General features: G+C 67.5%; 23 protein-coding genes and 1 tRNA gene. 14 read left to right on the forward strand and 10 right to left on the reverse strand.

Annotation, left to right across the window (positions count from 1 at the left end; translation table 11 throughout):
* Window positions 1-24 precede the first annotated feature (24 nt).
* Entirely contained in the window at window positions 25-1608 is a 1584-nt protein-coding gene (locus C664_RS04545) for an acyl-CoA synthetase (protein WP_004253932.1), read from the forward strand.
* A gap of 52 nt (window positions 1609-1660) precedes the next feature.
* On the opposite strand, the gene C664_RS04550 is transcribed toward C664_RS04545, so the two are convergent.
* Window positions 1661-2860, reverse strand: a complete 1200-nt coding sequence (locus C664_RS04550) for a CaiB/BaiF CoA transferase family protein (protein ID WP_004253934.1) — start codon at window positions 2858-2860, stop codon at window positions 1661-1663.
* Window positions 2861-3086: 226 nt separating this feature from the next.
* Between C664_RS04550 and C664_RS04555 the strand changes: the two genes are divergently transcribed.
* The gene (locus C664_RS04555; protein WP_004253936.1) at window positions 3087-3692 is read left to right on the forward strand and encodes a DUF938 domain-containing protein; all 606 of its coding nucleotides are present in this window, start codon (window positions 3087-3089) and stop codon (window positions 3690-3692) included.
* Between the two features lie 18 nt (window positions 3693-3710).
* Here C664_RS04555 and C664_RS04560 read toward each other — a convergent pair whose 3' ends face one another.
* Window positions 3711-4193, reverse strand: coding sequence for a YbaK/EbsC family protein (locus C664_RS04560; protein ID WP_004253937.1), 483 nt, complete (start codon window positions 4191-4193; stop codon window positions 3711-3713).
* 137 nt (window positions 4194-4330) lie between these two features.
* Here C664_RS04560 and C664_RS04565 point away from each other — a divergent pair, with 137 nt between their 5' ends.
* A complete protein-coding gene (locus C664_RS04565) occupies window positions 4331-5269 on the forward strand; it encodes a cation transporter (RefSeq protein ID WP_004253938.1) in 939 nt (312 codons plus the stop codon).
* On the opposite strand, the gene C664_RS04570 is transcribed toward C664_RS04565, so the two are convergent.
* Both C664_RS04570 and C664_RS04575 read right to left on the reverse strand, forming a co-directional pair.
* Window positions 5205-6344, reverse strand: a complete 1140-nt coding sequence (locus C664_RS04570; RefSeq protein WP_004253939.1) for an AI-2E family transporter — start codon at window positions 6342-6344, stop codon at window positions 5205-5207. The genes C664_RS04565 and C664_RS04570 overlap by 65 nt on opposite strands.
* 234 nt (window positions 6345-6578) lie before the next feature.
* Window positions 6579-6655, reverse strand: a tRNA-Met gene (locus C664_RS04575).
* Between the two features lie 214 nt (window positions 6656-6869).
* Here C664_RS04575 and C664_RS04580 point away from each other — a divergent pair.
* The 11 genes from C664_RS04580 (at window position 6870) to C664_RS04630 (ending at window position 17686) form a co-directional block, all read left to right on the forward strand.
* Window positions 6870-7196, forward strand: coding sequence for a hypothetical protein (locus C664_RS04580; protein ID WP_038010932.1), 327 nt, complete (start codon window positions 6870-6872; stop codon window positions 7194-7196).
* Window positions 7197-7220: 24 nt separating this feature from the next.
* Entirely contained in the window at window positions 7221-8573 is a 1353-nt protein-coding gene (gene miaB, locus C664_RS04585; protein ID WP_004253941.1) for a tRNA (N6-isopentenyl adenosine(37)-C2)-methylthiotransferase MiaB, read from the forward strand.
* Window positions 8574-9590 (forward strand): PhoH family protein, encoded by a 1017-nt coding sequence (locus tag C664_RS04590; protein WP_004253942.1) that lies wholly within the window; start codon window positions 8574-8576, stop codon window positions 9588-9590.
* Window positions 9571-10341 carry an rRNA maturation RNase YbeY gene (gene ybeY / locus C664_RS04595; RefSeq protein WP_004253943.1) on the forward strand — a complete coding sequence of 257 codons (771 nt, stop codon included), beginning with the start codon at window positions 9571-9573 and terminating at the stop codon, window positions 10339-10341. The genes C664_RS04590 and ybeY overlap by 20 nt, the downstream gene beginning before the upstream one ends.
* A 59-nt stretch (window positions 10342-10400) precedes the next feature.
* A complete protein-coding gene (locus tag C664_RS04600; RefSeq protein ID WP_004253945.1) occupies window positions 10401-11240 on the forward strand; it encodes an HlyC/CorC family transporter in 840 nt (279 codons plus the stop codon).
* Complete coding sequence (gene lnt, locus C664_RS04605; RefSeq protein WP_004253946.1) at window positions 11240-12748, forward strand: apolipoprotein N-acyltransferase; 1509 nt, start codon at window positions 11240-11242, stop codon at window positions 12746-12748. The genes C664_RS04600 and lnt overlap by 1 nt, the downstream gene beginning before the upstream one ends.
* Before the next feature lie 48 nt (window positions 12749-12796).
* Window positions 12797-13723 (forward strand): glycine--tRNA ligase subunit alpha, encoded by a 927-nt coding sequence (gene glyQ, locus C664_RS04610; RefSeq protein WP_004253948.1) that lies wholly within the window; start codon window positions 12797-12799, stop codon window positions 13721-13723.
* Entirely contained in the window at window positions 13723-15810 is a 2088-nt protein-coding gene (glyS, locus tag C664_RS04615) for a glycine--tRNA ligase subunit beta (RefSeq protein ID WP_004253950.1), read from the forward strand. Before glyQ ends, glyS begins: the two co-directional genes overlap by 1 nt.
* A 62-nt stretch (window positions 15811-15872) precedes the next feature.
* The gene (gene gmhB, locus C664_RS04620; protein WP_004253952.1) at window positions 15873-16406 is read left to right on the forward strand and encodes a D-glycero-beta-D-manno-heptose 1,7-bisphosphate 7-phosphatase; all 534 of its coding nucleotides are present in this window, start codon (window positions 15873-15875) and stop codon (window positions 16404-16406) included.
* Between the two features lie 51 nt (window positions 16407-16457).
* The gene (locus C664_RS04625) at window positions 16458-17231 is read left to right on the forward strand and encodes a lysophospholipid acyltransferase family protein (RefSeq protein WP_004253953.1); all 774 of its coding nucleotides are present in this window, start codon (window positions 16458-16460) and stop codon (window positions 17229-17231) included.
* A gap of 80 nt (window positions 17232-17311) precedes the next feature.
* Window positions 17312-17686, forward strand: coding sequence for a 4a-hydroxytetrahydrobiopterin dehydratase (locus C664_RS04630; RefSeq protein ID WP_004253955.1), 375 nt, complete (start codon window positions 17312-17314; stop codon window positions 17684-17686).
* A gap of 97 nt (window positions 17687-17783) precedes the next feature.
* Here C664_RS04630 and C664_RS04635 read toward each other — a convergent pair whose 3' ends face one another.
* The 6 genes from C664_RS04635 to C664_RS04660 all read right to left on the reverse strand — a co-directional run bounded on the left by C664_RS04635 (window position 17784) and on the right by C664_RS04660 (window position 22491).
* Window positions 17784-18350, reverse strand: a complete 567-nt coding sequence (locus C664_RS04635; protein ID WP_004253957.1) for a phasin family protein — start codon at window positions 18348-18350, stop codon at window positions 17784-17786.
* Window positions 18351-18681: 331 nt separating this feature from the next.
* The gene (locus tag C664_RS04640; RefSeq protein WP_004253959.1) at window positions 18682-19458 is read right to left on the reverse strand and encodes an enoyl-CoA hydratase; all 777 of its coding nucleotides are present in this window, start codon (window positions 19456-19458) and stop codon (window positions 18682-18684) included.
* A gap of 31 nt (window positions 19459-19489) precedes the next feature.
* Complete coding sequence (gene lptA / locus C664_RS04645; protein WP_004253960.1) at window positions 19490-20050, reverse strand: lipopolysaccharide transport periplasmic protein LptA; 561 nt, start codon at window positions 20048-20050, stop codon at window positions 19490-19492.
* On the reverse strand, window positions 20047-20622 hold the full coding sequence (gene lptC, locus C664_RS04650) for an LPS export ABC transporter periplasmic protein LptC (protein WP_004253963.1): 576 nt from the start codon (window positions 20620-20622) through the stop codon (window positions 20047-20049). The genes lptA and lptC overlap by 4 nt, the downstream gene beginning before the upstream one ends.
* 3 nt (window positions 20623-20625) lie before the next feature.
* Window positions 20626-21606 (reverse strand): KpsF/GutQ family sugar-phosphate isomerase, encoded by a 981-nt coding sequence (locus C664_RS04655; protein WP_004253966.1) that lies wholly within the window; start codon window positions 21604-21606, stop codon window positions 20626-20628.
* A 246-nt stretch (window positions 21607-21852) separates the two neighbouring features.
* Window positions 21853-22491, reverse strand: coding sequence for a prepilin-type N-terminal cleavage/methylation domain-containing protein (locus C664_RS04660; RefSeq protein ID WP_004253967.1), 639 nt, complete (start codon window positions 22489-22491; stop codon window positions 21853-21855).
* Between the last annotated feature and the right edge of the window lie 16 nt (window positions 22492-22507).

A 22507-nucleotide genomic window follows, 5' to 3' on the forward strand; every position in this document is an offset into this window, starting at 1 on the left:
GCCCCGCAAGCACTGAATGAGGACATGAGCATGACCGCAGCACTCCTGACAGCCACGCCCGCCGATGTGCGCCGTGCCGGGCGCAACCTGATCGGCGACGCCTTCGCGCGCTCGGTGCGCCGCAATCCCGAACGCGAGGCCCTGCGCTTCGAGGGCCGCAGCTGGCGCTACGCCCAGCTCGAGCGCGCCGCGAACCGCGTCGCCAACCGGCTGCTGGCGCTGGGCCTGAAGGCCGGCGACCGCGTCGCCGCCTATGGTCGCAACTCGGACGCCTACGTGCTGCTGTGGCTGGGCTGCGTCAAGGCCGGCCTGATCCACGTGCCGATCAACTATGCGCTGCTCGATGCCGAGCTGCGCTACATCGTCGAGCAGTCCGGCGCGCGGGCGCTGTTCTGCGACGCCGACATGGCGATCCATGTCGAGGCGCTGGGCTCCACGCTGCCTTGCGAGTGGCACGGCACGCTGCATGGCGGGCAGGATCGCGACATCCTCGCCTGGGCCCAGGCGGGTGGCAGCGATGCTGCGCCGGCACTCGACCTCGACGAGGAAAGCATCGCCCAGCTGCTCTACACCTCCGGCACCACCGCCGCGCCCAAGGGTGCGATGATGAGCCATCGCGCCCTGCTGGCCGAATACACCAGCACGCTGCTGGCCACCGACATCCGCGGCGAGGACTGCTCGCTGGCCGCGCTGCCGCTCTACCACTCGGCGCAGATGCACGTGTTCCTGATGCCGCAGCTGCTGGTGGGCGCCACCACGCTGCTGATCCAGGCACCGCAGCCCGAGCGCTGCTTCGAACTGATCGCGCAGGAAGGCGTGACGTCCTTCTTTGCGCCGCCGACGGTGTGGATCGCCTTCCTGCGCCATCCGGCCTTCGACCCGGCGCGCCTGACCTCGATGCAGAAAGGCTACTACGGCGCCTCGATCATGCCGGTGCCGGTCGTGCACGAACTGGCATCGAAGCTGCCGGCACTCAAGCTCTACAACTGCTACGGTCAGAGCGAGATCGCGCCGCTGGCGACGGTGCTGCGCCCCGAGGAGCATGCGGATCGCCCCGCCTCCGCCGGACGGCCGATCTTCAACGTCGAGACGCGCATCGTCGACACCGACCTGAACGACGTGCCGGCGGGCGAGATGGGCGAGATCGTGCATCGCTCGCCGCAGCTGATGAGCGGCTACTGGGACAAGCCCGAGGAAACTGCGGCCAGCTTCAAGGACGGCTGGTTCCGTTCCGGCGACGTCGGCTACATGGACGAGGCCGGCTATCTCTACATCACTGACCGCATCAAGGACATCATCAAGACCGGCGGCGTGGTGGTGGCGAGCCGCGAGGTGGAGGAATGCCTCTACACCCACCCCGCGGTGGCGGAGGTGGCGGTGATCGGCCTGCCCGACGAGCGCTGGATCGAGGCGGTGACGGCGGTGGTCGCGCTCAAGCAGGGCGCGCAGGCCACGGCCGAGGACCTGATCGCGCACGTGCATGCCCACCTCGCGGCGTTCAAGGTGCCCAAGCGCGTGTTCTTCGTCGAGGACATGCCGCGCAACGCCTCGGGCAAGCTGCTGAAGCGCGAGCTGCGTGTGCGTTACGCCAGCGAGGCGACGGACTGAGGGGCGCGTCGGCAGTGAAACGGCCCGGTAGCGGTCGCTGCCGGGCCATGGCTCAGATGGCGCCGGCGGCGCGCAGCGCGGCGATGCGCCCGGCGTCGTAGCCCAGCGTGGCGAGCACGCGGTCGGTGTGCTCGCCCAGCGCCGGGCCGATCCACTCGGTGCCGCCCGGTGTCGCCGACAGCTTCGGCACGACGCCCGGCATGCGGCAGTCGCGGCCATCGGGCAGCTTCACGGTCTGCAGCATCTCGCGTGCGAGGAATTGCGGGTCGGCGAACATGTCGGCCACCGAGTAGATGCGCGAGGCCGGCACCTCGGCGGCGGTGAGTGCGGCCAGCACCGCAGCCTCGTCGTGGGCGGCGACCCAGGCGTCGATCAGCGCGTAGAGTTCGTCGCGCCGGGCGTCGCGGCCCGCGTTGTCGGCCAGCGTCGGGTCATCGGCAAGGTCGGGGCGGTCCATCGCCAGCATCAGGCGGCGGAAGATGGCATCGCCATTGGCGCCGATGGTGACGTGCTTGCCGTCCTTCGTGGTGTGGGTGTTCGACGGCGTGATGCCGGGCATGATGTTGCCGGTGCGCTCGCGCACGAAGCCGAACACGTCGAACTCCGGCACCAGCGACTCCATCATCGCGAACACCGCCTCGTACAGCGCGACATCGACCACCTGGCCCGCGCCGCCATTCACTTCCTTGTGACGCAAGGCCATCAGCGCGCCGAGCGCACCCCACAGCGCGGCGATCGAATCACCGATCGAGATCCCGGTCTTGACCGGCGGCCGGTCGGGGAAGCCGGTGACGTAGCGCAGCCCGCCCATGGATTCGCCGATGGCACCGAAGCCCGGCTGCTGCGCCATCGGTCCGCTCTGGCCGAAGCCCGACAGGCGCAGCATCACCAGCCCCGGGTTGATCGCCGACAGCGCCTCCCAGCCCAGGCCGAGCTTTTCCAGCACGCCGGGGCGGAAGTTCTCGACCACGATGTCGGCCTCGGCCACCAGCCGGCGCACCACCTCGAGCCCGTCCGGATGCTTGAGATTCACCGTCACCGACTGTTTGTTGCGCGACTGCAGGTACCACCACAGCGAGGTGCCCTCGTAGAGCTTGCGCCACTTGCGCAGCGGGTCGCCGCCGTCGGGCGATTCGATCTTGATCACTTCGGCGCCGAACTCGGCGAGGATGCGGGCGGCGAAGGGGCCGGCGATCAGCGTGCCGAGCTCGATGACCTTGAGGCCGGCGAGGGGTTTTGCGGGTGCGCTCATGGTGGGGCGGGGCGGTGAAGAGGGTGCGTCATTATCCCAGCGTTGGCCTGCACTTCCCCGAGTTCGTCGTACGCGGGCAGAGGCGGCTTGCGCCCGGTGGCGGCGCTCTGAGAGCACGAGGTGCAGGGCAGTTCGTGAACAGGCAGGCGGTGGTATCCGGTGGAGATGGCCTTGATGAGGCGGAGCAAGCGATAATCGGGGCCATTTCCCGCATGCCCCCGCGCCCATGTCACCCCTCGATCGCCGCCAGTTCTCGCCCTCAGCCGCGCGCAACCGTGACCCCATCCTCGCCGTGCTGCAGCGCGTGCTGCCGGACGCGGGCCTGGTGCTGGAGCTCGGTAGCGGCACCGGCGAGCATGCGATGCACTTTGCCCGCCACCTGCCCGCGCTGCGCTGGCAGCCGAGCGATGCCGACCCCGCGGCGATGAGATCGATCGCGGATTGGGCGGCGCACAGCGCGTTGGCCAATGTGCTGTCGCCGCTGTGCTTCGACCTTGCCGCCAGCCCCTGGCCGGTCGACGCCGCAGACGCCATCGTGGCGATCAACGTGCTGCACTACTCGCCGTGGCAAAGCACGCCCGCGCTGTTTGCGGGCGCGGCTGCGGTCCTGCCTGCAGGCGGCGTCGTGGTGTGCTACGGCCCCTACCGTCGCGGCGGCGCCCACACCGCGCCGAGTAACGCCGACTTCGACGACTGGCTGCGCAGCGTCGATCCGCGCTTTGCCGTGCGCGACCTGGAAGCGGTCGAGGCCGAGGCGCAGCGCTGCGGCTTCCGGCTCGATGAGGTGATCGACATGCCTGCGAACAACTTCAGCCTGGTTTTTCGTCGCTGAGGGGGCGGGCGGGCACGCTCATTGTTTGATGTCGCTCCACGTGGCGCCGGTCAGGGCCTGCAGCTGCGCGGGGGTGAGCGGGAAGACCGAGAACGGGGTGCCGGCGGCGGCCCACAACCGGTCGAAGCGCTGGAGGTCCGTGTCCAGCAGCAGCTTCACCGGCTGCACATGGCCGATCGGGGCGACGCCGCCGATGGCGTAGCCGGTGGCCGTGCGGACAAAATCCGCGTCGGCGCGGCCCAGTGCTTCGCCGACCAGCGCGGCGACCTTGGCCTCGCTGACCCGGTTGTCGCCGCTGGCGACCACGACGACGGCCTGTCCGCTGTCCTCGCCGCGGAACACGATGGACTTGGCGATCTCCGCCACTTCGCAGCCGATGGCTGCGGCTGCCTCGGCGCTGGTGCGGGTGGGCTGTTCAAATTCGACCACGCGGCTGTCGAGGCCGGCGTCGGCAAGGCGCTGCTGGGTGCGCAGGGCGGTGGGGTGTTGGGCGGGCTTCATGCGATCGGATACCGGATTCGGACACGAGGCCGAAGGGTAACTGGTTTTGGGGGCCGCGGCCGAATGCGGCCGGCGGTTCGCATCGGGCGCCCGAGGGCGGAGAATGGCGGATTGACGATCAATCCTCTGCGAATGTGATGCCGATCAAGCCCGCCTGCTCCAGAGGCTGCCATTGCAGCACCGCCAAGACCCTGAAACGCCACGTCGAACTGGACCAAGCCTTGGCGGCCGATGTGGCCGCAGCGCTCGGAACGGAGGCCGCCGCCCCGAAGGGAATCTGGCGCCGCAGTGTCTTTCGCATCCCCGGGATGGATTGCCCCTCCGAGGAGCAGATGATCCGTCTGCGCCTGGCAGATGCCCCGGTGAGCGCGCTGCGCTTCGACCTGCCAGGGCGGACATTGACTGTGGATCATGGCGGCGAAGCCGAGGCCATCCTCTCGCGGTTGCTGCCGCTGGGGTATGGCGCCGTGCTGGCGCAGTCCGATGCGCTGCAGTCGGCAGAGGTGCCAGCGGCGCCGCTCGCAAACGATGCCGACGAGGCGCGCGTGCTGTGGGTCCTGCTGGCGATCAACGCCATGATGTTCGTGGTGGAGCTCGGTACCGGGTTGTGGGCGCGTTCGGCGGGGCTGGTGGCCGACGCCATGGACATGTTCGCCGATGCCGCGGTGTACGGCGTCGCTCTCTATGCGGTGGGTTGCTCGGCGCGGCACAAGCTGGGGGCGGCGCGCCTCGCGGGCGTTCTGCAACTTCTGCTGGCGCTGGCTGCACTCGGCGAGACGGCGCGTCGCATGCTCACGGGGGCCGCGCCCGAGCCGCTGGGCATGGTGAGCATCGCGGTTCTGGCGCTGGCAGCCAATGTTGTCTGCCTGTGGCTGATCTCGCGCCATCGCGACGGCGGTGTGCATATGAAGGCGAGCTACATCTTCTCGGCCAACGACGTGATCGCCAACCTGGGGGTGATCGCCGCCGGCGTACTGGTCGGCTGGATCGGCAGTCCGTGGCCGGACTGGATCATCGGTGTGGCGATTGCTGCGGTGGTGCTGGCGGGGGCGCTGCGGATCCTGCGCCTGCGTTGACATGGGGTGTGGCGGGCGGCTTCAGGTCCGACTCCTCTATCCACTCGCGCCACACCGCCATCAGCACGGCCAGCACCACGGGTCCGAGGAACAGGCCGACGAGGCCGAAGGCCGCCAGGCCGCCGAGCACGCCGAACATTACCAGCAGGAAGGGAATGCGGGTGGCGTTGCTGATCACCAGCGGACGCACCAGGTTGTCCACCCAGCTCACCACCAGCGCGCCCCACAGCAGCAGGCCAATGCCCTCGGCCGTATCGCCGCTGACCAGCAGCCATACGCCGATCGTGCCCCAGGCGAACGGCGTGCCGAAGGGAATCATCGCGATCAGGGCGGTGAGGGCGCCGAGCAGCACCGGCGCGGTCACCCCCGCCCACCAATAACCCAGTCCGGCGACGAAGCCCTGCGCGAGTGCCGTCGCCACCAGGCCCCAGACCACGGCCTTGGTCATCGAGCCGACGGCCGCGAGGTAGTCGTCGACCCGTTCGCCGAGAAAGCGGTGCAGCACGCTATGCACCTGCCGCAGCACCCGTTCGCCGTCGCGGTAGAGGAAGAACACGGTGATCAGTGCGAAGCCGAGCTTGGCAGCGTTGCGACCGACGTCGCCGATCAGCGCGACGGCCAGGTCGGCGCCTTGCCTGACCCACTCGTTCATCTGTGCGCGGAAGGTCTCGGGGTCGCCGGTCAGTTCGTCGAGCATGCGCTGCAGGTCGTCGCCGATCCAGGGCAGGTTGCGGATGAAGTCGGGCAGCGCGAGCGTGCCCTGACGCAGTTCCGTGGTGACGACCGAGATCGCCACCCCGATCTCGCTGCGCAGCAGCGTCGCCAGCCACAGCGCAGGCAGCACGAAGGCGGCCGTCAACAGCAGCGTCATGAGCAGTCCCGCCAGCGTCGGGTAGCGCGACAGGTGCTGTCGAAGGCGACGGTAGAGTGGCCAGGTCGCGTAGGCGATGATCACCGCCCATGCGACGGGGACGATGAAAGGCTGCAGCACCGCATAGCTGAGCACCAGCAATCCGCCGAGCAGAAAACCGAGAATGACGCGTCGGGCGATTTTTTCGGCGACCTGGTCGATCATGGGCAGCTTCTCTGGCGGTTGGATTGACAGCGAAGGACTGGCGGACCGATCGGTGCAGTCGCCGCTTGCCCTGTCCGACCTCGGGCCGGGTTGGCTGTTCCGCAATGCAGCCCCAAAGCGGTGGCGTTCGTCAAGCCCGGCGATGGACTGGCGCCGCGCTGCGTGTTGGTGAGGCGGGGGCGCAGAAATGCAAAAGGCCAGCTCCGTGGAGCTGGCCTTTTGCATGAATCGGGGTGGTGGTGATGGGCGGAATCGAACCGCCGACCTATGGGTTATGAATCCATCGCTCTAACCGTCTGAGCTACATCACCAACAGAGCGCGCGAATATAGCGGGCTTTTCCGTAGCCCGTCAATAGCTCGAAGCGCAGAAGTGTTGGATCTGCGGCCCGGGAGGCGCTGCGTCAGAATGCCGACAGGGGAGTGTAACGATTGATTTATAAGGGTTTTGCATTGACATTGAGGGGGTGATCGGGGATGATGCTGCGCCTGTATATCCTTCTGCCGGATCCTGCCGGCTGACGTCTTTGCGTAAAATTCCCTTCTCCCTGCTGTTGCTGTCCCTGGCCGGTGCTCCGGGGCCGGCGGCGAATGCTGCGCCGACGCGAGCGTTTCCAGAAGATGCTCGCAAGACCACGATTACGTTTGCGCCGGCCGGTGCCGTGCTTGTTGACGACGAGCCGGTGCCCCTGAGTCCCGGCGCGCAGATTCGCGACCGGGCCAACCGTATCGTGCTGCCGTCGCACATTCGCGGTGAATACAAGGTGCGCGTCAAGTTCGACAATCGGGGACAGGTTCATCGGGTATGGATCCTCACCCCCGAGGAAGCGGCCGTTCCAGACCCCAAGCGGTAATCCCGCAGCGATTTCCTGTCCCAGATGAAGAAACTCTACATCCGCACTTTCGGGTGCCAGATGAACGAGTACGACTCCGACAAGATGGCGGACGTGCTCGGTGCTCACGAAGAGCTGGTCAAGACCGACAACCCCGAAGAGGCGGACGTGATCCTTTTCAACACCTGTTCTGTGCGCGAGAAGGCGCAGGAGCGGGTGTTCCACGATCTCGGCCGTGCGCGCCTGCTGAAGCTGCAGAAGCCCGGGCTGATCATCGGCGTCGGCGGCTGCGTGGCGAGCCAGGAAGGCGAGGCCATCGTCAAGCGCGCGCCCTATGTGGACGTGGTCTTCGGTCCGCAGACCCTGCATCGCCTGCCGAAGCTGATCGAGGCGCGCAAGCAGACCGGGCGCTCGCAGGTCGACATCTCCTTCCCCGAAATCGAGAAGTTCGACGCCATGCCGCCGGCGCGCGTCGAAGGCGCGAGCGCCTTCGTGTCCATCATGGAAGGCTGCTCGAAGTACTGCACGTTCTGCGTCGTGCCCTACACCCGCGGCGAGGAAGTGTCGCGTCCGCTGGAGGACGTGCTGGCCGAAGTGGCCGGGCTGGCGGCGCAGGGCGTGAAGGAAGTGACGCTGCTCGGCCAGAACGTGAATGCCTGGCGCGGCGAACTGACGCGCGAAGACGGCGAGCAGGGTGATTTCGCCTTCCTGCTCGAATGCGTGGCCGAGATCCCCGGAATCGAGCGCATCCGCTACACCACCTCGCACCCGCGCGAGATGACGCAGCGCCTGATCGACTGCTACGCGAAGATCCCCAAGCTGGTGTCGCAATTGCACCTGCCGGTGCAGTCGGGCTCGGACCGCGTGCTGGCGGCGATGAAGCGCGGCTACTCGGTGCTGGAGTTCAAGTCCGTCGTGCGCAAGCTGCGTGCTGCGCGACCGGACCTGTCTCTGACCTCCGACTTCATCGTCGGCTTCCCTGGCGAGACGGCGGAAGATTTCGAGAAGACCATGAAGCTGATCGACGAGATCGGCTTCGACGGCTCCTTCAGCTTTGTTTACAGCGCGCGCCCCGGCACGCCGGCCAGCGATCTTGAAGATCCGGTGCCGCAGGAGACCAAGCTCGCCTGGCTTGCCCGACTGCAGAAACGCATCGACGAGCAGTACCAGGCCAACAGTGAGGCGATGGTCGGCAGCGTGCAGCGCATCCTGGTCGAGGGGGCGGCGAAGAAGAATGCCGAGGCCGAGATGATGGGCCGCACCGACAACAACCGCGTGGTCAACTTTCCCTCCGATTCGCCCAATCGCGACCGCCTCATCGGCCAGTTCGTCGATGTGCGCATCACCGCCGCGCTGCCGCACAGCCTGCGCGGCGAAATCCTCGTCCGGGAATCCTGAATGGCGAAAACCCTGGAAGTCTTCTTCGAGCCGGTCGACAACGCCCGGCTCGCCCGCCTGTGTGGCGTCCTGGACGAGAATCTGCGCCAGATCGAGAACGCCTTCGACATCACGGTCACCCGCCGCGGCGAGCAGTTCACGCTGCATGGTCATCCGGCCCAGGTGCTGCGTGGCGAGATGGCGCTGAAGCACTTCTACGCGCGCGCGGAGAACGATCTGTCGCTCGACGACGTGCAGCTCGGCCTGATCGAGATCGCGAACAAGGGCGAGGCCGTGGCACCCGCACCGGTTCTGATGACGCGCCGCACCGAACTTCACGGGCGCACGCCGCGCCAGGTGGAGTACCTGAAGAACATCCAGGATCACGACATCACCTTCGGCATCGGCCCTGCCGGCACCGGCAAGACCTATCTGGCGGTGGCGAGCGCGGTCGATGCCTTCGAGCGCGACCTGGTCGAGCGCATCATCCTGACCCGGCCCGCGGTCGAGGCCGGCGAGCGCCTGGGCTTCCTGCCCGGCGATCTGGCGCAGAAGGTCGACCCCTATCTGCGGCCACTGTATGACGCGCTCTACGACCTGATGGGCTTCGACCGCGTGGGCAAGCTGTTCGAGCGCAGCCTGATCGAGATCGCGCCGCTCGCCTTCATGCGCGGACGCACGCTCAACAACGCCTTCATCATCCTCGACGAGGCACAGAACACCACGCCCGAGCAGATGAAGATGTTCCTCACCCGCATCGGCTTCGGTGCCAAGGCCGTGGTCACCGGCGACCTGACCCAGGTCGACCTGGCGCGCGGCCAGCGCAGCGGCCTGAAGGAAGCGCGCGAGGTGCTGGGCGAGGTGCGCGGGATCGCGTTCACCGAGTTCCGCAAGGAAGACGTGGTTCGTCATCCGCTTGTCGCACGCATCGTGGAAGCTTATGACAACGAGGCTGCGCGCGTGGAGCGTGCCAAGGCCGCAGCGCGCGCCCAGCAACAGAAGAATGAGGGAGACCCGAATGCCGAAAGCGGCGAGTAATCCCGCGGCAAGCAGCCCGAAGATCGTCGCCATCGATGCCGATGGCAAGGCGACCCGCATCAAGGCCGAACGCCTTGAGATCGACCTGGGCGACGGCCGCAAGCTGCTGCTTGCCTTTCCCGAACGCGCCTGGGGCGACCTCGAGATCGAGGCCGAGACCGACAGCGAGGCGGCCGTGCCGATGCTGTCGCTGCAGCCCGGCGCCTGCAACCTGATGACGCTGCGTGTCGACGTGCATCACGACCTGCTGCCGGTCGAGCCGATCGACCTGCCGCAGGGTGAGAATCCGCCGCTGCTGACACTGGCGGTGCAGAAGGCGCTCGAGGGCGTGGACAAGGCCAGTGCGCCCAAGAAGCACCAGATCCGCCGTTGGGCCCAGGCTGCGCTGCAGCGTGATGCCGAGGTGGCGGTGCGACTGGTGGGCGAGGCGGAGGGGCGCAAGCTCAATCACGAGTTTCGCGGCAAGGACTACGCCACCAACGTCCTCACCTTCGCCTACGGCGAAGGGGAAGAACTGCCCGGTACCGCAGACCTGCCGTTGGCGGGCGACCTCGTGCTGTGCGTGCCGGTCGTCGTGCGCGAAGCGGCCGAGCAGGGCAAGACGCTGGACGCACACTTCGCCCACCTCGTGGTGCATGGTATGTTGCACCTTCAGGGCTATGACCACGAGAACGAGGTCGATGCCCAGGTAATGGAAAAACTCGAAACGGAAATCCTCCGCGGTCTGGGCTACGCCGACCCGTACGCCTGAGTTCGTGCGGCGTGCTGCCGGCATGGCGGGCGCCGCAGGCGGAGTTTCGTTCCCCCGACATGGACAGTCCTGCAAAACCGTCGCTGATCGACCGTATCTCGGCCCTGCTTTCACGCGAGCCGGAAGACCGTGAAGACCTGCTCGCGCTGCTGCATGCGGCCTTCGAGCGCGACCTGATCGATGCCGACGCGTTGTCGATCATCGAAGGCGCGCTGCAGGTGTCCGACATGCAGGTGCACGATGTCATGGTGCCGCGCGCGCAGATGGACTGCGTGAGTCTCGACACGCCGGTCGAGGAGATCGCCGGTTTCGTCGTCGACAAGGGGCATTCGCGTTTCCCCGCGATCGGCGAGGGCAAGGACGACGTGGTCGGCATCCTGCTGGCCAAGGACCTGCTGCGCTATTTCGCCGGACGGGAGTTCGACCTGCGCGGCATGCTGCGTCCCGCCGTCTTCATCCCCGAGTCCAAGCGCCTCAACGTGCTTTTGCGCGAGTTCCGCGTCAGCCACAACCACATGGCGATCGTTGTCGATGAGTACGGCGGCGTCGCCGGCCTGGTGACGATCGAGGACGTGCTGGAGCAGATCGTCGGCGACATCGAGGATGAATACGACCTTGACGAGCTCGGCGACAACATTCGTCTGGCCTACAACGGCCGCTACCGCGTGAAGGCGACGACCGAGATCGAGGCCTTCAACAAGGCCTTCGCCACGCAGTTCGGCGACGATGAGTACGACACCGTCGGCGGCCTGCTGATCCGGCAGTTCGGCCGCCTGCCACATCGCGGCGAGACGATCGAGCTCGATGGCGTGAAGTTCCAGATCCTGCGCGCCGACAGCCGGCGCCTGCACTCGCTGCTGGTCGAGCGGCTGCCCCAGCCCGAAGCGGCCGCCGAGTGATGCGCTGGCGCGTGGGGCTGGCGCTGCTCGCGGGGGGCGCGGGCGTCATGGCGTTCGAGCCCATTGCGTGGTTCCCGCTCATGTTCCTGTGCCTGGCCGTGCTGGCCCGCTTGCTGCGCGACGTGGAGCGCACGCGCGAGGGTTTCTGGCTCGGGTTCGCGTGGGGCTGGGGCGCCTTCCTTGCCGGCGTGTCCTGGCTCTATGTCGCGCTCAACCGTTACGGCGGCATGCCCGCCCCCCTGGCCGGACTGGCGATCGCACTGTTCTGCGCTTACCTTGCGCTCTATCCGGCGCTGGTCGGGGCGCTCTTCGTACGCCTGCGCAGCCTCGGCCTGGGCCGTGCGCCACTCGCCGGGAGCGCGCTGTTCGGCGCGTCATGGCTGCTCGGCGAATGGCTGCGCGGCGTCGCATTCACCGGTTTTCCGTGGCTTGCGGTGGGCTATTCGCAGACCGTGCCCAGCCCGCTCGCGGGCTACCTGCCGGTGATCGGTGTGTATGGGGTGGGCGGCCTGCTGGCTTTCGTCGCCGCCTGGCTAGGGCTGGCCGACTGGCGGCGCGTTCGTGGTCTGTGGCGGCCGGCGCTGATCTGCGTCGCCGTGCTGGGCGGCGGAGCCCTGCTGTCGATGCGCGCCTGGACCACGCCGGTCGGCGAGCCGGTGCGCATCGCGCTGGCGCAGACGAATTTCGAACAGGGCCTGAAGTGGGATCCCGAACGTTTTGCCGATGTGCTCCAGGTCAACCTGGACCTCGTTCGCGACGCTTTCCTGCGTCCTGATCCGCCGGCCATCCTGGTGCTGCCGGAGACGACGCTGCCGACGCTGCTCGATCGCCTGCCCGAAGGCTATCTGGAGGCGCTCGCGCGCCTGGCGCAGGAGGCGGGCGGCGACGTGGTGCTGGGTGCGTTCCGGCGTGACGATGGCGGCCACATCTACAACGCGGCGATCAGCCTCGGTACGGCACCGGTCCAGCACTACGCGAAGCAGCACCTCGTGCCCTTCGGCGAGTACTCGCCGCCGCTGTTCGGCTGGTTCTACCAGTTCGCCAGCATCCCGATGTCCGACCAGACGCGGGGTGCGCCCGATCAGGCGCCAATGGTGCTGGATGGCCAGCAGGTCGCGCTCAACATCTGCTACGAGGATCTGTTCGGCGCCGAGATCATCCGCGCGCTGCCGCAGGCCACCCTGCTGCTGAACATCTCCAATCTCGCCTGGTACGGCGACTCCTTCGCCCAGCCTCAGCACCTGCAGATCGCGCGGGTGCGTGCGCTCGAGACCGGCAGGCCGATGCTGCGCTCGACCAATACCGGCATGACCGCGCTCGTGATGCCCGACGGCAGCGTGACCGCGGTGCTGCCCGAGTTCGAGCGCGGTGTGTTGCATGCGAGCGTGCAGGGCTACGCCGGCCTCACGCCCTATGCGCGTTGGGGAGACCGACTTGCGCTGGCCGCGGCCGTGTTCGTGCTGGTGCTGATCGGTCTGCGGCGCGCGCGTCGTGCCGGATACCGGTAAAATCCCCGTCTTTGCGTGCGCAGCGCGGCCAATGGGCCGCCCGAGACCATGACCACCGAATCCAGACTCGTGAAACCGACCTTCCAGCAAGTCATCCTCACGCTCCAGCACTTCTGGGGCGAGCGCGGCTGCGTGCTGCTGCAGCCCTACGACCTCGAGGTCGGTGCCGGCACCAGCCACACCGCCACCTTCCTGCGCGCGATCGGTCCCGAACCCTGGAACGCCGCCTACGTGCAGCCGTCGCGCCGCCCCAAGGACGGCCGCTACGGCGAGAACCCCAACCGCCTGCAGCATTACTACCAGTTCCAGGTGGTGCTCAAGCCCTCGCCGCTGAACATCCAGGAACTCTACCTCGACAGCCTGCGCGCGCTCGGCATCGACCCGATGGTGCACGACATCCGCTTCGTCGAGGACGACTGGGAGAACCCCACGCTCGGCGCCTGGGGCCTGGGCTGGGAAGTGTGGCTGGACGGCATGGAAGTCACCCAGTTCACCTACTTCCAGCAGGTCGGTGGCCTGGATTGCAAGCCGGTGCTGGGCGAGATCACCTACGGCATCGAGCGCCTCGCGATGTACCTGCAGGGCGTGGAGAACGTCTATGACCTGGTGTGGTCGATCGCGCCGGACGGGCGCAAGGTGACCTACGGCGACGTCTATCACCAGAACGAGGTCGAGCAGTCGACCTTCAACTTCGAGCACAGCAACGTCGACTTCCTGTTCTCGCTGTTCAACAACTACGAGTCCGAAGCCAAGCGCGTGATGGAAGTCGGCCTCGCGTTGCCGGCCTACGAGATGGTGCTGAAGGCCGCGCACACCTTCAACCTGCTCGATGCCCGTGGTGCCATCTCGGTGACCGAGCGCGCCGCCTACATCGGCCGCATCCGCAACCTGTCGCGCGCCGTCGCCCAGGCTTATTTCGAATCCCGCGAAGCCCTCGGCTTCCCGATGCTGAACACCACCAAGGAGGCCGCGTGATGACCAGCGCGACCCTGCTCGTTGAACTGCTCACCGAAGAGCTGCCGCCCAAGGCCCTGCCGCGCCTGGGCGAGACTTTCGCCACCAGAATCGCCGACGGCCTCAAGGCCAAGGGCCTGGCGCCTGCCGACGCCGCCTTCCGCACCTTCGCCAGCCCCCGCCGGCTGGCAGTGACGGTGGCGCAGGTGGCCTCGGAGGCCGCAGCCAAGGAGGTCACCGAGAAGCTGATGCCGGTGTCCGTGGCGCTCGACGCCGAGGGTAAGCCGACGCCGGCGCTGCTGAAGAAGATGGAAGCCAAGGGCATCCCCGTGGACGCCGTCACTGGCTTCGAGCGCCGCATGGACGGCAAGGCCGAGGCGCTGTTCCACACCGCCTTGGTGCCGGGCGCCAGGCTCGCCGACGTGCTGTCGGCGATCGTGCAGGACGCGATCAAGGCGCTGCCGATTCCCAAGGTCATGCGCTGGGGCGACGGCGACGCCACCTTCGTGCGCCCGGTGCACAAGCTCACCTTCCTGCACGGTGCCGAGGTGGTGCCGGGCCGCGTGCTCGACCTCGACTCGGGGCGCACCACGCGTGGCCACCGCTTCATGAGTCGCGGCGACATCGACATCGCGACCGCGGATGCCTACGAGCCCACGCTGCTCGCCGAGGGCAAGGTCATTCCCAACTTCGCCGAGCGCCGCGCCAACATCGAGCGCCAGCTGCTCGCCGAGGCCGCGAAGCAGGGCGCGCTGCTCAACGAATATGCCGACCTGCTCGACGAGGTCGCGGCGCTGGTCGAGCATCCGACGGTGTATGTGGGCGAGTTCGAGGCCGAGTTCCTCGCCGTGCCGCAGGAGTGCCTGATCCTGACGATGCGCGCCAACCAGAAGTATTTCCCGCTCTTCGATGGCGCCGGCAAGCTGCTGAACCGCTTCCTCATCGTCTCCAACATGCAGGTGGCAGACCCGACCAACATCGTCGCCGGCAACGCCCGCGTGGTGCGGCCGCGCCTGTCGGATGCGCGCTTCTTCTTCGAGCAGGACAAGAAGCAGACGCTCGAGGCCCGCCTGCCGCGCCTCGCGCCGGTGGTCTATCACAACAAGCTCGGCAGCCAGCTCGAGCGCGTCGAGCGTCTCGAGGCGCTGGCCGGTGCGATCGCCGCGCAGCTCCACGGCGACGTTGCCGCGGCGAAGCGCGCCGCGCGCCTGGCCAAGGCCGACCTCGTCACCGACATGGTGGGCGAGTTCCCCGAGTTGCAGGGCATCATGGGGCGCTACTACGCGCTCGCCGACGGCGAAGGGCTGGTGGTGGCGGACGCCATCCAGGCCCACTACCAGCCGCGCTTTGCCGGCGATGCCTTGCCGGCCGGCAATGTCGCCGCGGCGGTGGCGCTGGCCGACAAGCTCGACGCCCTGGTCGGCTTCTTCGGCATCGGCATGGTGCCCACCGGCGACAAGGACCCGTTCGCGCTGCGTCGCGCCGCGCTCGGCGTGCTGCGCATCCTGATCGAGGCGCCGCTGCCGCTCGAATTGCCGAAGCTCATCGATACGGCCGCCGCCGGCTTCAAGCCCGGCCTGCTCACCGCCGAAGGCTTCGCCGCGCAGCTGCAGGACTTCATGTTCGAGCGCCTCAGGAACCTGCTGCGGGAGAGCGGTCGCGACGGCGCCGTGATCGACGCCGTGCTCGCCTTGAAGCCCGCACGCATCGACCTGGTGCCGGCCAAGCTCGCCGCGGTGGAAGCCTTCCGCGCCCTGCCCGAGGCCGAGGCGCTGGCTGCCGCCAACAAGCGCATCGTGAATATCCTGAAGAAGGCCGAGGCCGCGCCCGGTGAGCCCGATCTCGCGCTGCTGCAGGAAGAGGCCGAGAAGGTGCTGTTCCACCAGGTGGTCGAGGTCGCGCCGCTGGTGCGCTCGCACGTCGCCAACGAGGACTACACCGATGCGCTGTGTGCGCTGGCCGGTCTGCGCGCAGCGGTTGACCAGTTCTTCGAGGACGTCATGGTGATGGCCGAGGAGCCGCTCACCCGCCAGAACCGACTCGCGCTGCTGGCCCAGCTTGCCGGCCTGATGAACCAGGTGGCGGACATCTCCCGTCTGTCGGCCTGACCCGCGCGCGCTCCGCCGCTGGGCGGGGCGCGTTCCGCAATGCCGGAACCACGACCATGCCGATGAAGCTCATCATTCTCGACCGCGACGGCGTGATCAACGCCGACTCGGATCAGTTCATCAAGTCGCCCGATGAATGGAAGCCCATTCCGGGGGCGCTCGAGGCCATTGCGCGCCTCAACCAGTGGGGCTGGCGGGTGGTCGTCGCGTCCAACCAGTCGGGCGTCGGACGCGGGCTGTTCGGCATGGACACGCTGAATGCGATCAACGACAAGATGGTGCGCAGCCTCGCGCAGGTCGGCGGTCGGCTCGATGCGATCTTCTTCTGTCCGCATGCGGCCGACTCGACCTGCGAGTGCCGCAAGCCCAAGTCCGGGCTTTTCCAGCAGATCGCGGAGCGCTTCAACGTCGATCTGACGGGCGTGCCCTGCGTCGGCGACAGCCTGCGCGACCTGCAGGCGGGCGTGAGCATGGGCTGCGAACCCTACCTGGTGCTGACCGGCAAGGGCATGAAGACGCGCGAGGACCCCGAACTGCCGCCGGGCACGAAGATCTTTCCGGATCTCGATGCCGTCGCGGCGGCCCTGACCGCCTGACCCCGGCGACGTTCCGCACGGCGCCTTCCCCGTCTCACTGCGAGCTTCATCGTGCATCTGATCCGCTCCGTCCTCTTTGCCATCGTGCTCACGCTGATCACGGTGCCCTACGCCCTGTTCGCGACGCTGATCTTCTGGCTGCCGCCGATGACGCGCCATCGCCTGATCACGACGTGGGTGCCGATCATGATGTGGGTGATCAGGCATGTGCTGGGGATACGCTACCGCATCATCGGTGCCGACAACATCCCGGCCGGGCCCGCGGTGGTGCTGTCGAAGCACCAGTCGGCGTGGGAAACGATCGCGTTGCAGCAGATCTTTCCGCCGCTGTGTTACGTGCTCAAGCGCGAACTGCTGCGTGTGCCCTTCTTCGGCTGGGCGCTCGGCATGATCCCGGGCATCGCGATCGACCGTGCGGCGGGCAAGGATGCGATGGCGCAGGTGGTGGAGCAGGGGCGTGAGCGCCTCAAGGAAGGCCTGTGGGTCGTGGTGTTTCCGGAAGGCACGCGCGTCGCGCCCGGTGCGGTGCGACGCTACAAGCCGGGCGGGGCGATCCTGGCCAAGCGTGCCGGCGTGCCGGTGGTGCCGGTGGCGCACAACGCGGGCGAGTTCTGGCGGCGCAACGCCTTCATCAAGCGCCCGGGGGAGATCGTCGTCAGCATCGGGCCGGTGATCGAGGTCAAGGGCGTCAAGGCCGACGACATCAACCAGCGCGCCGAGGCGTGGATCGAGAACGAGATGCGCCGCCTGTTCCCCCATCACTACGCGGGTGCTGGCGATACCGCTGGACGGGGAACTGCAGAGGACGTCTCGTCGCCCGAGTGACGCTGCGTTGGCGAGCGGGGGACGTGGCAATCGGCCGGTCGCATGACTAAAGTGAAAGTCCGATCCCCCAGGAGACCACGATGAGCGACCGCTTGCCGGTGATTTCCGATGACGATATCCGCGGCCGTCTGGCGGCGGAACTGCCCCACTGGTATCTCGAGAATGGCTGGATCCGGCGCAAGTACCGGACCGAAGGCTGGAAGGGCACGCTGATGGTGGTCAACACCATCGGCCATCTGGCCGAGGCCGCCTGGCATCACCCGGACCTGACCGTGTCCTATGCCTTCGTGATCGTGAAGCTCACGACCCATTCGTCCAAGGGCGTGACCGGGCGCGACTTTGCGCTGGCGAAGAAGATCGAGGACGTGGTGCAGTGGCAACCCGGGCGCGAGGGCGGCGTGCTGGAAGGCACGCCCGGTGACGACCCCCGTTTCCGCTACATCAAGTACGACTAAGGCTGCGCGAGCGCAGCCCGGCGTGTCTCGTCGGCGCCGTAGACACAAAACGGCCCCGCACTGCGGGGCCGTTTCGTGAAGCTCGAACCGTCTGGACTTAGGCGGCCTTCTTGGCGCTGGTCTTGGCGGTGGTGCTGACGGCCTTGACGGTGGCGTTGGTCGCGGCGGCCACGTTGGCTTCGGCGATCTCGGCGACCTGCTTTGCGGCCTTGCTCATGCTGTCGTAGGCGCTGTTGGCGGCGGCGATGGCCGACTTGACGGCGGCGACGGCCACGTCCGAACCGGCCGGAGCCGACTTGGCAGCCTTGTCCAGCGCGGTGGCGACGCCCTTGTTCAGCTCGGCAACCTGGCCTTCCAGGACCTTCGACACTTCTTCCTGGCTCTGCGAGGTGATCTCGTAGACGCTGCGGGCGTAGGCGACGGCCTTCTCGACGATCGGCTGGGTCAGCGAAGCCTGCAGGTTCACCAGTTCCTGCACGTCCTTGACGGCCAGCAGAGCCTTGGTGTTGGCAACGCCGTCTTCCAGGATCGAGCGGGCGGTGTTCAGGTTCAGGGCAGCCAGGCGCTCGGCGCTGGCGAAGGCGGCGTTAGCCAGGGTCAGCAGGGTCTCGACGTTGGCCTTGTTGGTGGCGGCGAACTGCTCGGGGGTGACGAAAGCGGACATTTGAATCTCCTCGAATGGTGGTCAGTGCAGGAACATCGGGTTCGATCTGCCGCGATGTTGCGATGCAGCATGGTTTGGATTATAGGGGGGTCGTCATTCAAGTCAAGAAAATGTTGTGCATTGCACAATGTTGGTTCGATAACTTCAATCTATCCCTGTGTCTCTTGCTGCGCCTGAAGTCTTTCGCCGGTGCGCATCCCCGTATCTCCGGCATGGAGTCTGCCAAGGCTGCCTTACAGAGACATGACGAAGTCGTTCCGCGGCGCAGCGATCGGCGCACAAAATAGAACGGCCGCCCGAGGGCGGCCGTTCCGGCGGATGCGGCGCTGCGTCAGTCGTGGCGGAAATTGGCCTTGCGTTTCTCGACGAAGGCGGCCATGCCTTCCTTCTGGTCGTTGAGGGCGAAGGCCGAGTGGAACACGCGGCGCTCGAACAGCAGGCCTTCGTTCAGGCTGCTTTCGAAGGCGCGGTTGACCGATTCCTTGATCATCATGACCACCGGCAGCGAGAAACCGGCGATCGTTTCCGCCGCGGCGAGCGCCTCGTCGACGAGCGTGTCGGCCGGGACCACACGCGAGACCAGACCCGCCTTCTCGGCTTCGGTGGCGTCCATGAAGCGGGCGGTCAGGCACAGGTCCATCGCCTTGGCCTTGCCGACCGCACGCGGCAGGCGCTGGGTTCCGCCAGCGCCGGGGAGAATGCCGAGCTTGACCTCCGGCTGGCCGAACTTCGCCGAATCGGCCGCGATGATGATGTCGCACATCATCGCCAGCTCGCAGCCACCGCCGAGCGCAAAACCCGCAACGGCCGCGATGATCGGCTTGCGACAGGTCTTGACACGTTCCCAGTTGCGGCTGATGTAGTCGCCCTTGTAGGCGTCCATGTACGAGAAGCTCGCCATGGCACCGATGTCGGCGCCGGCGGCGAAGGCCTTCTCGGAACCGGTGATGACGATGGCACCGATGTTGTCGTCGGCCTCGAAGCCGTCGAGCGCGGCGCCAATCTCGTCCATGACCTGATCGTTCAGCGCGTTCAGGGCCTTGGGACGGTTCAGGGTGATCAGGCCGACGCGGCCGCGGGTTTCGGCAATGATGAGTTCGAAGCTCATGCTGACTCCAGTGGTGTTGCAGGAAATACCGCTATTGCGCAGCGGCGGGCTTGTTGTCGTTCTTGGGCTGAATCACGGCGCGGACGCGGGTGTCGCCACTGGCGGCGGGCTTGCCGCCGCCCGGCGCATTGGTGGCGAGGTAGTTTTCGGTGATCGCGTCGTATTCGATGTAGGCACCGCGCACCTCGTCGCCGCCGCTGGTGACACGCGCGCGGTTGAAGAGGCGGGCCCGCTCATTGCGGCTGTCGTACTCGATGCGCTCGGCTTCGCCGTCGACGAACTCGTTGGTGCCTTCGCGTTTCTGGCGGAAGGTCGCGAGCTTGCCGCCGCTGGCGGTGGCGACGCCGTTCTGGAAGCCGGCGGCATCCTGGGTGACGACCAGCTTGTCGCCCCTGATGACCAGGCTGCCCTGGGTGAGGACCACGCCGCCCTCGAAAACGTGCACCTTGTTGCGGTCGTCGACAGTCATGTTGTCGGCTTCGATGTTGACCGGCTGGTCACGATCGGAGCGCTCGGCGAACGCGGGCGGACTCATGGCGAACAGGGTGGCGAGGGCGATTGCGAGCGGAGCGGAGACGAGTCGGGCGTTCATGAAGCGGATCCTTGGCGGCGAGGCATGTTGACGCGCACCTGGCCGAGCAGTTCGAGGGTGCCGAAAAGGTTGTCGGCGCGCATGCCGAGGGCGTCGGCACGCGTGTTGCCCCGGGTCAGGACCACGGGGGAGTCGGTGAGCGCGCGGTACGAGTCCGGCCACACCGTGAGGGTTTCGGAGTCGAGGGCGAGCGCCGGGTCGTCGGCTGCGCCGGGGCGGCGCACCTTGACCTCGCCCCGCATGTCGACCTGTTCGCCGCCGGGCGAGACTTCGGCCTGCATCGCCGTGATACGGGTTTCCCGCCCCTGGTTGATCATGCGCAGGCGCGGTTGCTCGAGTCGCGTGATGTCCCCCTGCGGGAAGTGCGTCATGCGGTCGGCGAACAGTTCATAGCGCTGCGACCCGTCGGCGGCGAAACCGACCACGCGCGTGTGCTCGGCGATGAAGTCGGGGCCAGTCTGTTCCGCCTGGCTCCCCACGGGATCGTCGATCCGCGTGACCCGCTCGAGCCAGACGGACGCGCCGGCCAGTAGGGCGAGGACGATGATCGGGTACAGGCGGTAGGTGTTCACGGCTCAGATCACCTTCGCGAGCATCAGGTCATGCGTCGTCAGGGCGCCTGCGAGGCAACCCTCCTTGCCGACGACCAGCAACTGGCTGATGCGCATGCGCTCCATCAGCTCGGCGGCCTCGACGGCGAGCGCATCCGGTCCGATCGAGCGCGGGTTGCGGGTCATCACGTCGGCCAGTCGGGCGCTGCGCACGTCGCAGCCGCGCTCGAGTGCTCGACGCAGGTCGCCGTCGGTGAAGATGCCGATCGGCTTCGCGTCTTCGTCAGTGATCGCGGTCATGCCCATGCCGCCGGCCGTCATCGCCAGCAGGGCCTCCGTCAGCGGTGCGTCGGGGACAACGGTCGGTACCGTTCCGGCCGGGCGCATGACATCGCGGACATGGGTCAGCAGGCGGCGACCGAGTGCGCCCCCGGGGTGTGAGCGGGCAAAGTCGTCGGCGCCGAAGCCGCGCGCGTCCAGCAGTGCGACGGCGAGCGCATCTCCAAGCGCCAGCGTGGCCGTGGTGCTCGCGGTGGGTGCGAGGTTCAGCGGGCAGGCTTCCTCGGCGACCGCGGCCTCGAGATGGACGTCGGCCTGTTGCGCAAGCGGCGACTCGGGGCGGCCGGTGATCGAGATCAGCTTCGCACCCTGCCGCTTCACCAGCGGCACGATGGTCAGCACTTCCTCGCTGGTGCCGGAGTTCGACAGCGCGATCACGACATCCTCCGGCGTGATCATGCCGAGATCGCCGTGTGCCGCCTCGGCGGCGTGTACGAAATAGGCTGGCGTGCCCGTACTGGCAAGCGTGGCCGCGAGCTTGCGACCGATGTGCCCCGACTTGCCGATCCCGGTCACGATGACACGGCCGTGGCGCTGCAGGATGAGTGCGACCGCGCGCTCGAATTCCTCTCCCAGGCGGTCGGCCAGGGCCGATACCGCGGCGGCTTCGATGCGGAGCACGCGGCGTGCAAGGGCGAGGGTCGGGCTGTCGGCGGTGGAACTCATCGAGGTGGTCGAATCCGTGCTGTGAAGGGCTGCATCGGGCGCCAGGAGCGCGCAACCGGGCGAATGGCGCTCTGCAGCAATGACTCGCGATTCTATACCAGTCGACCGCCGGCCCGCTGTCCGGGAATTCGCCCGACCGTGGTGAATGCCCGCCGTGCTGGCGCAGGCGGGCTACAAGCGAATGTCGGGGCGGGACGGCTCGGGCGTGGCAGGACAGGTTCGAGCGCATGTCCGAGCAAGCTGGCGTTACAGGCTGGCGCACACCGTGTAGCTTGCCGCGTCGTCGAGCGGGGCGTCGGCCGAGATGGCGGTGAGCGTGCCGCCCGCGTCGCTGCCGGCGCGCATCGAGCCGGTCGCCGGATCGCCGTCGTCGAGTGCGATGTCGAGCTGGCGGACCAGCTTGCCCGGGATGCTTGCCGAGCACGTCAGGATGCCGCCACCGATGCCGAGCAGGGTGCCGGCACGCTGCACGCCCAGACGGCCGCCGAGTGCGTTGCGCGGAAGGTAGCTCGCGCTGCCGGTGTCGGTGCTGCCGCTGGCGAGGTTGGCCAACCTGACGTGTTGCCAGAAGCGGAAGGCGTCGCTGTCGGCGGTATCGTTCCAGGCGCCGTCGATGATCCCGTTGCCGTTGCCCAGCGCAGTGCACTCGCTGCCGCCCGGGCACAGGTGAAGGCGCGCACGGGCGTCATCGCCGGGCAGTGCCCGGAAGCGGTCCTGGTAGGCGTGGATCAGGGCAGGGATGCTGCGGAAGTCCTGCGCAAGGTTCTTGACCTTGGCGCTGTCGATCAGCTCCTGCCCCTTGAGTACGCCCCCGAGCAGCAGGCCGACGATGAGCAGCACGACGGCGATTTCGACGAGGGTGAAGCCTTGTTGGCGGGATTGCATGGGTGTCTCCTGTGGA

The organism is Thauera sp. 63, from assembly GCF_000310165.2.
GTDB classification, from domain to species: Bacteria; Pseudomonadota; Gammaproteobacteria; order Burkholderiales; family Rhodocyclaceae; genus Thauera; species Thauera humireducens.

Bases quoted from the DNA above. Each gene is read 5' to 3' on its own strand.
- gmhB (WP_004253952.1), top strand. From the start codon at position 15,873: ATGAAGCTCATCATTCTCGACCGCGACGGCGTGATCAACGCCGACTCG.
- C664_RS04565 (WP_004253938.1), top strand. From the start codon at position 4,331: ATGCCGATCAAGCCCGCCTGCTCCAGAGGCTGCCATTGCAGCACCGCC.
- C664_RS04570 (WP_004253939.1), bottom strand. From the start codon at position 6,344: ATGATCGACCAGGTCGCCGAAAAAATCGCCCGACGCGTCATTCTCGGT.
- C664_RS04660 (WP_004253967.1), bottom strand. From the start codon at position 22,491: ATGCAATCCCGCCAACAAGGCTTCACCCTCGTCGAAATCGCCGTCGTG.
- C664_RS04640 (WP_004253959.1), bottom strand. From the start codon at position 19,458: ATGAGCTTCGAACTCATCATTGCCGAAACCCGCGGCCGCGTCGGCCTG.
- glyS (WP_004253950.1), top strand. From the start codon at position 13,723: ATGACCAGCGCGACCCTGCTCGTTGAACTGCTCACCGAAGAGCTGCCG.
- lptA (WP_004253960.1), bottom strand. From the start codon at position 20,050: ATGAACGCCCGACTCGTCTCCGCTCCGCTCGCAATCGCCCTCGCCACC.
- C664_RS04630 (WP_004253955.1), top strand. From the start codon at position 17,312: ATGAGCGACCGCTTGCCGGTGATTTCCGATGACGATATCCGCGGCCGT.
- C664_RS04545 (WP_004253932.1), top strand. From the start codon at position 25: ATGAGCATGACCGCAGCACTCCTGACAGCCACGCCCGCCGATGTGCGC.
- ybeY (WP_004253943.1), top strand. From the start codon at position 9,571: ATGCCGAAAGCGGCGAGTAATCCCGCGGCAAGCAGCCCGAAGATCGTC.
- C664_RS04560 (WP_004253937.1), bottom strand. From the start codon at position 4,193: ATGAAGCCCGCCCAACACCCCACCGCCCTGCGCACCCAGCAGCGCCTT.
- C664_RS04600 (WP_004253945.1), top strand. From the start codon at position 10,401: ATGGACAGTCCTGCAAAACCGTCGCTGATCGACCGTATCTCGGCCCTG.
- glyQ (WP_004253948.1), top strand. From the start codon at position 12,797: ATGACCACCGAATCCAGACTCGTGAAACCGACCTTCCAGCAAGTCATC.
- miaB (WP_004253941.1), top strand. From the start codon at position 7,221: ATGAAGAAACTCTACATCCGCACTTTCGGGTGCCAGATGAACGAGTAC.
- C664_RS04590 (WP_004253942.1), top strand. From the start codon at position 8,574: ATGGCGAAAACCCTGGAAGTCTTCTTCGAGCCGGTCGACAACGCCCGG.
- C664_RS04635 (WP_004253957.1), bottom strand. From the start codon at position 18,350: ATGTCCGCTTTCGTCACCCCCGAGCAGTTCGCCGCCACCAACAAGGCC.
- C664_RS04555 (WP_004253936.1), top strand. From the start codon at position 3,087: ATGTCACCCCTCGATCGCCGCCAGTTCTCGCCCTCAGCCGCGCGCAAC.
- lnt (WP_004253946.1), top strand. From the start codon at position 11,240: ATGCGCTGGCGCGTGGGGCTGGCGCTGCTCGCGGGGGGCGCGGGCGTC.
- C664_RS04550 (WP_004253934.1), bottom strand. From the start codon at position 2,860: ATGAGCGCACCCGCAAAACCCCTCGCCGGCCTCAAGGTCATCGAGCTC.
- C664_RS04655 (WP_004253966.1), bottom strand. From the start codon at position 21,606: ATGAGTTCCACCGCCGACAGCCCGACCCTCGCCCTTGCACGCCGCGTG.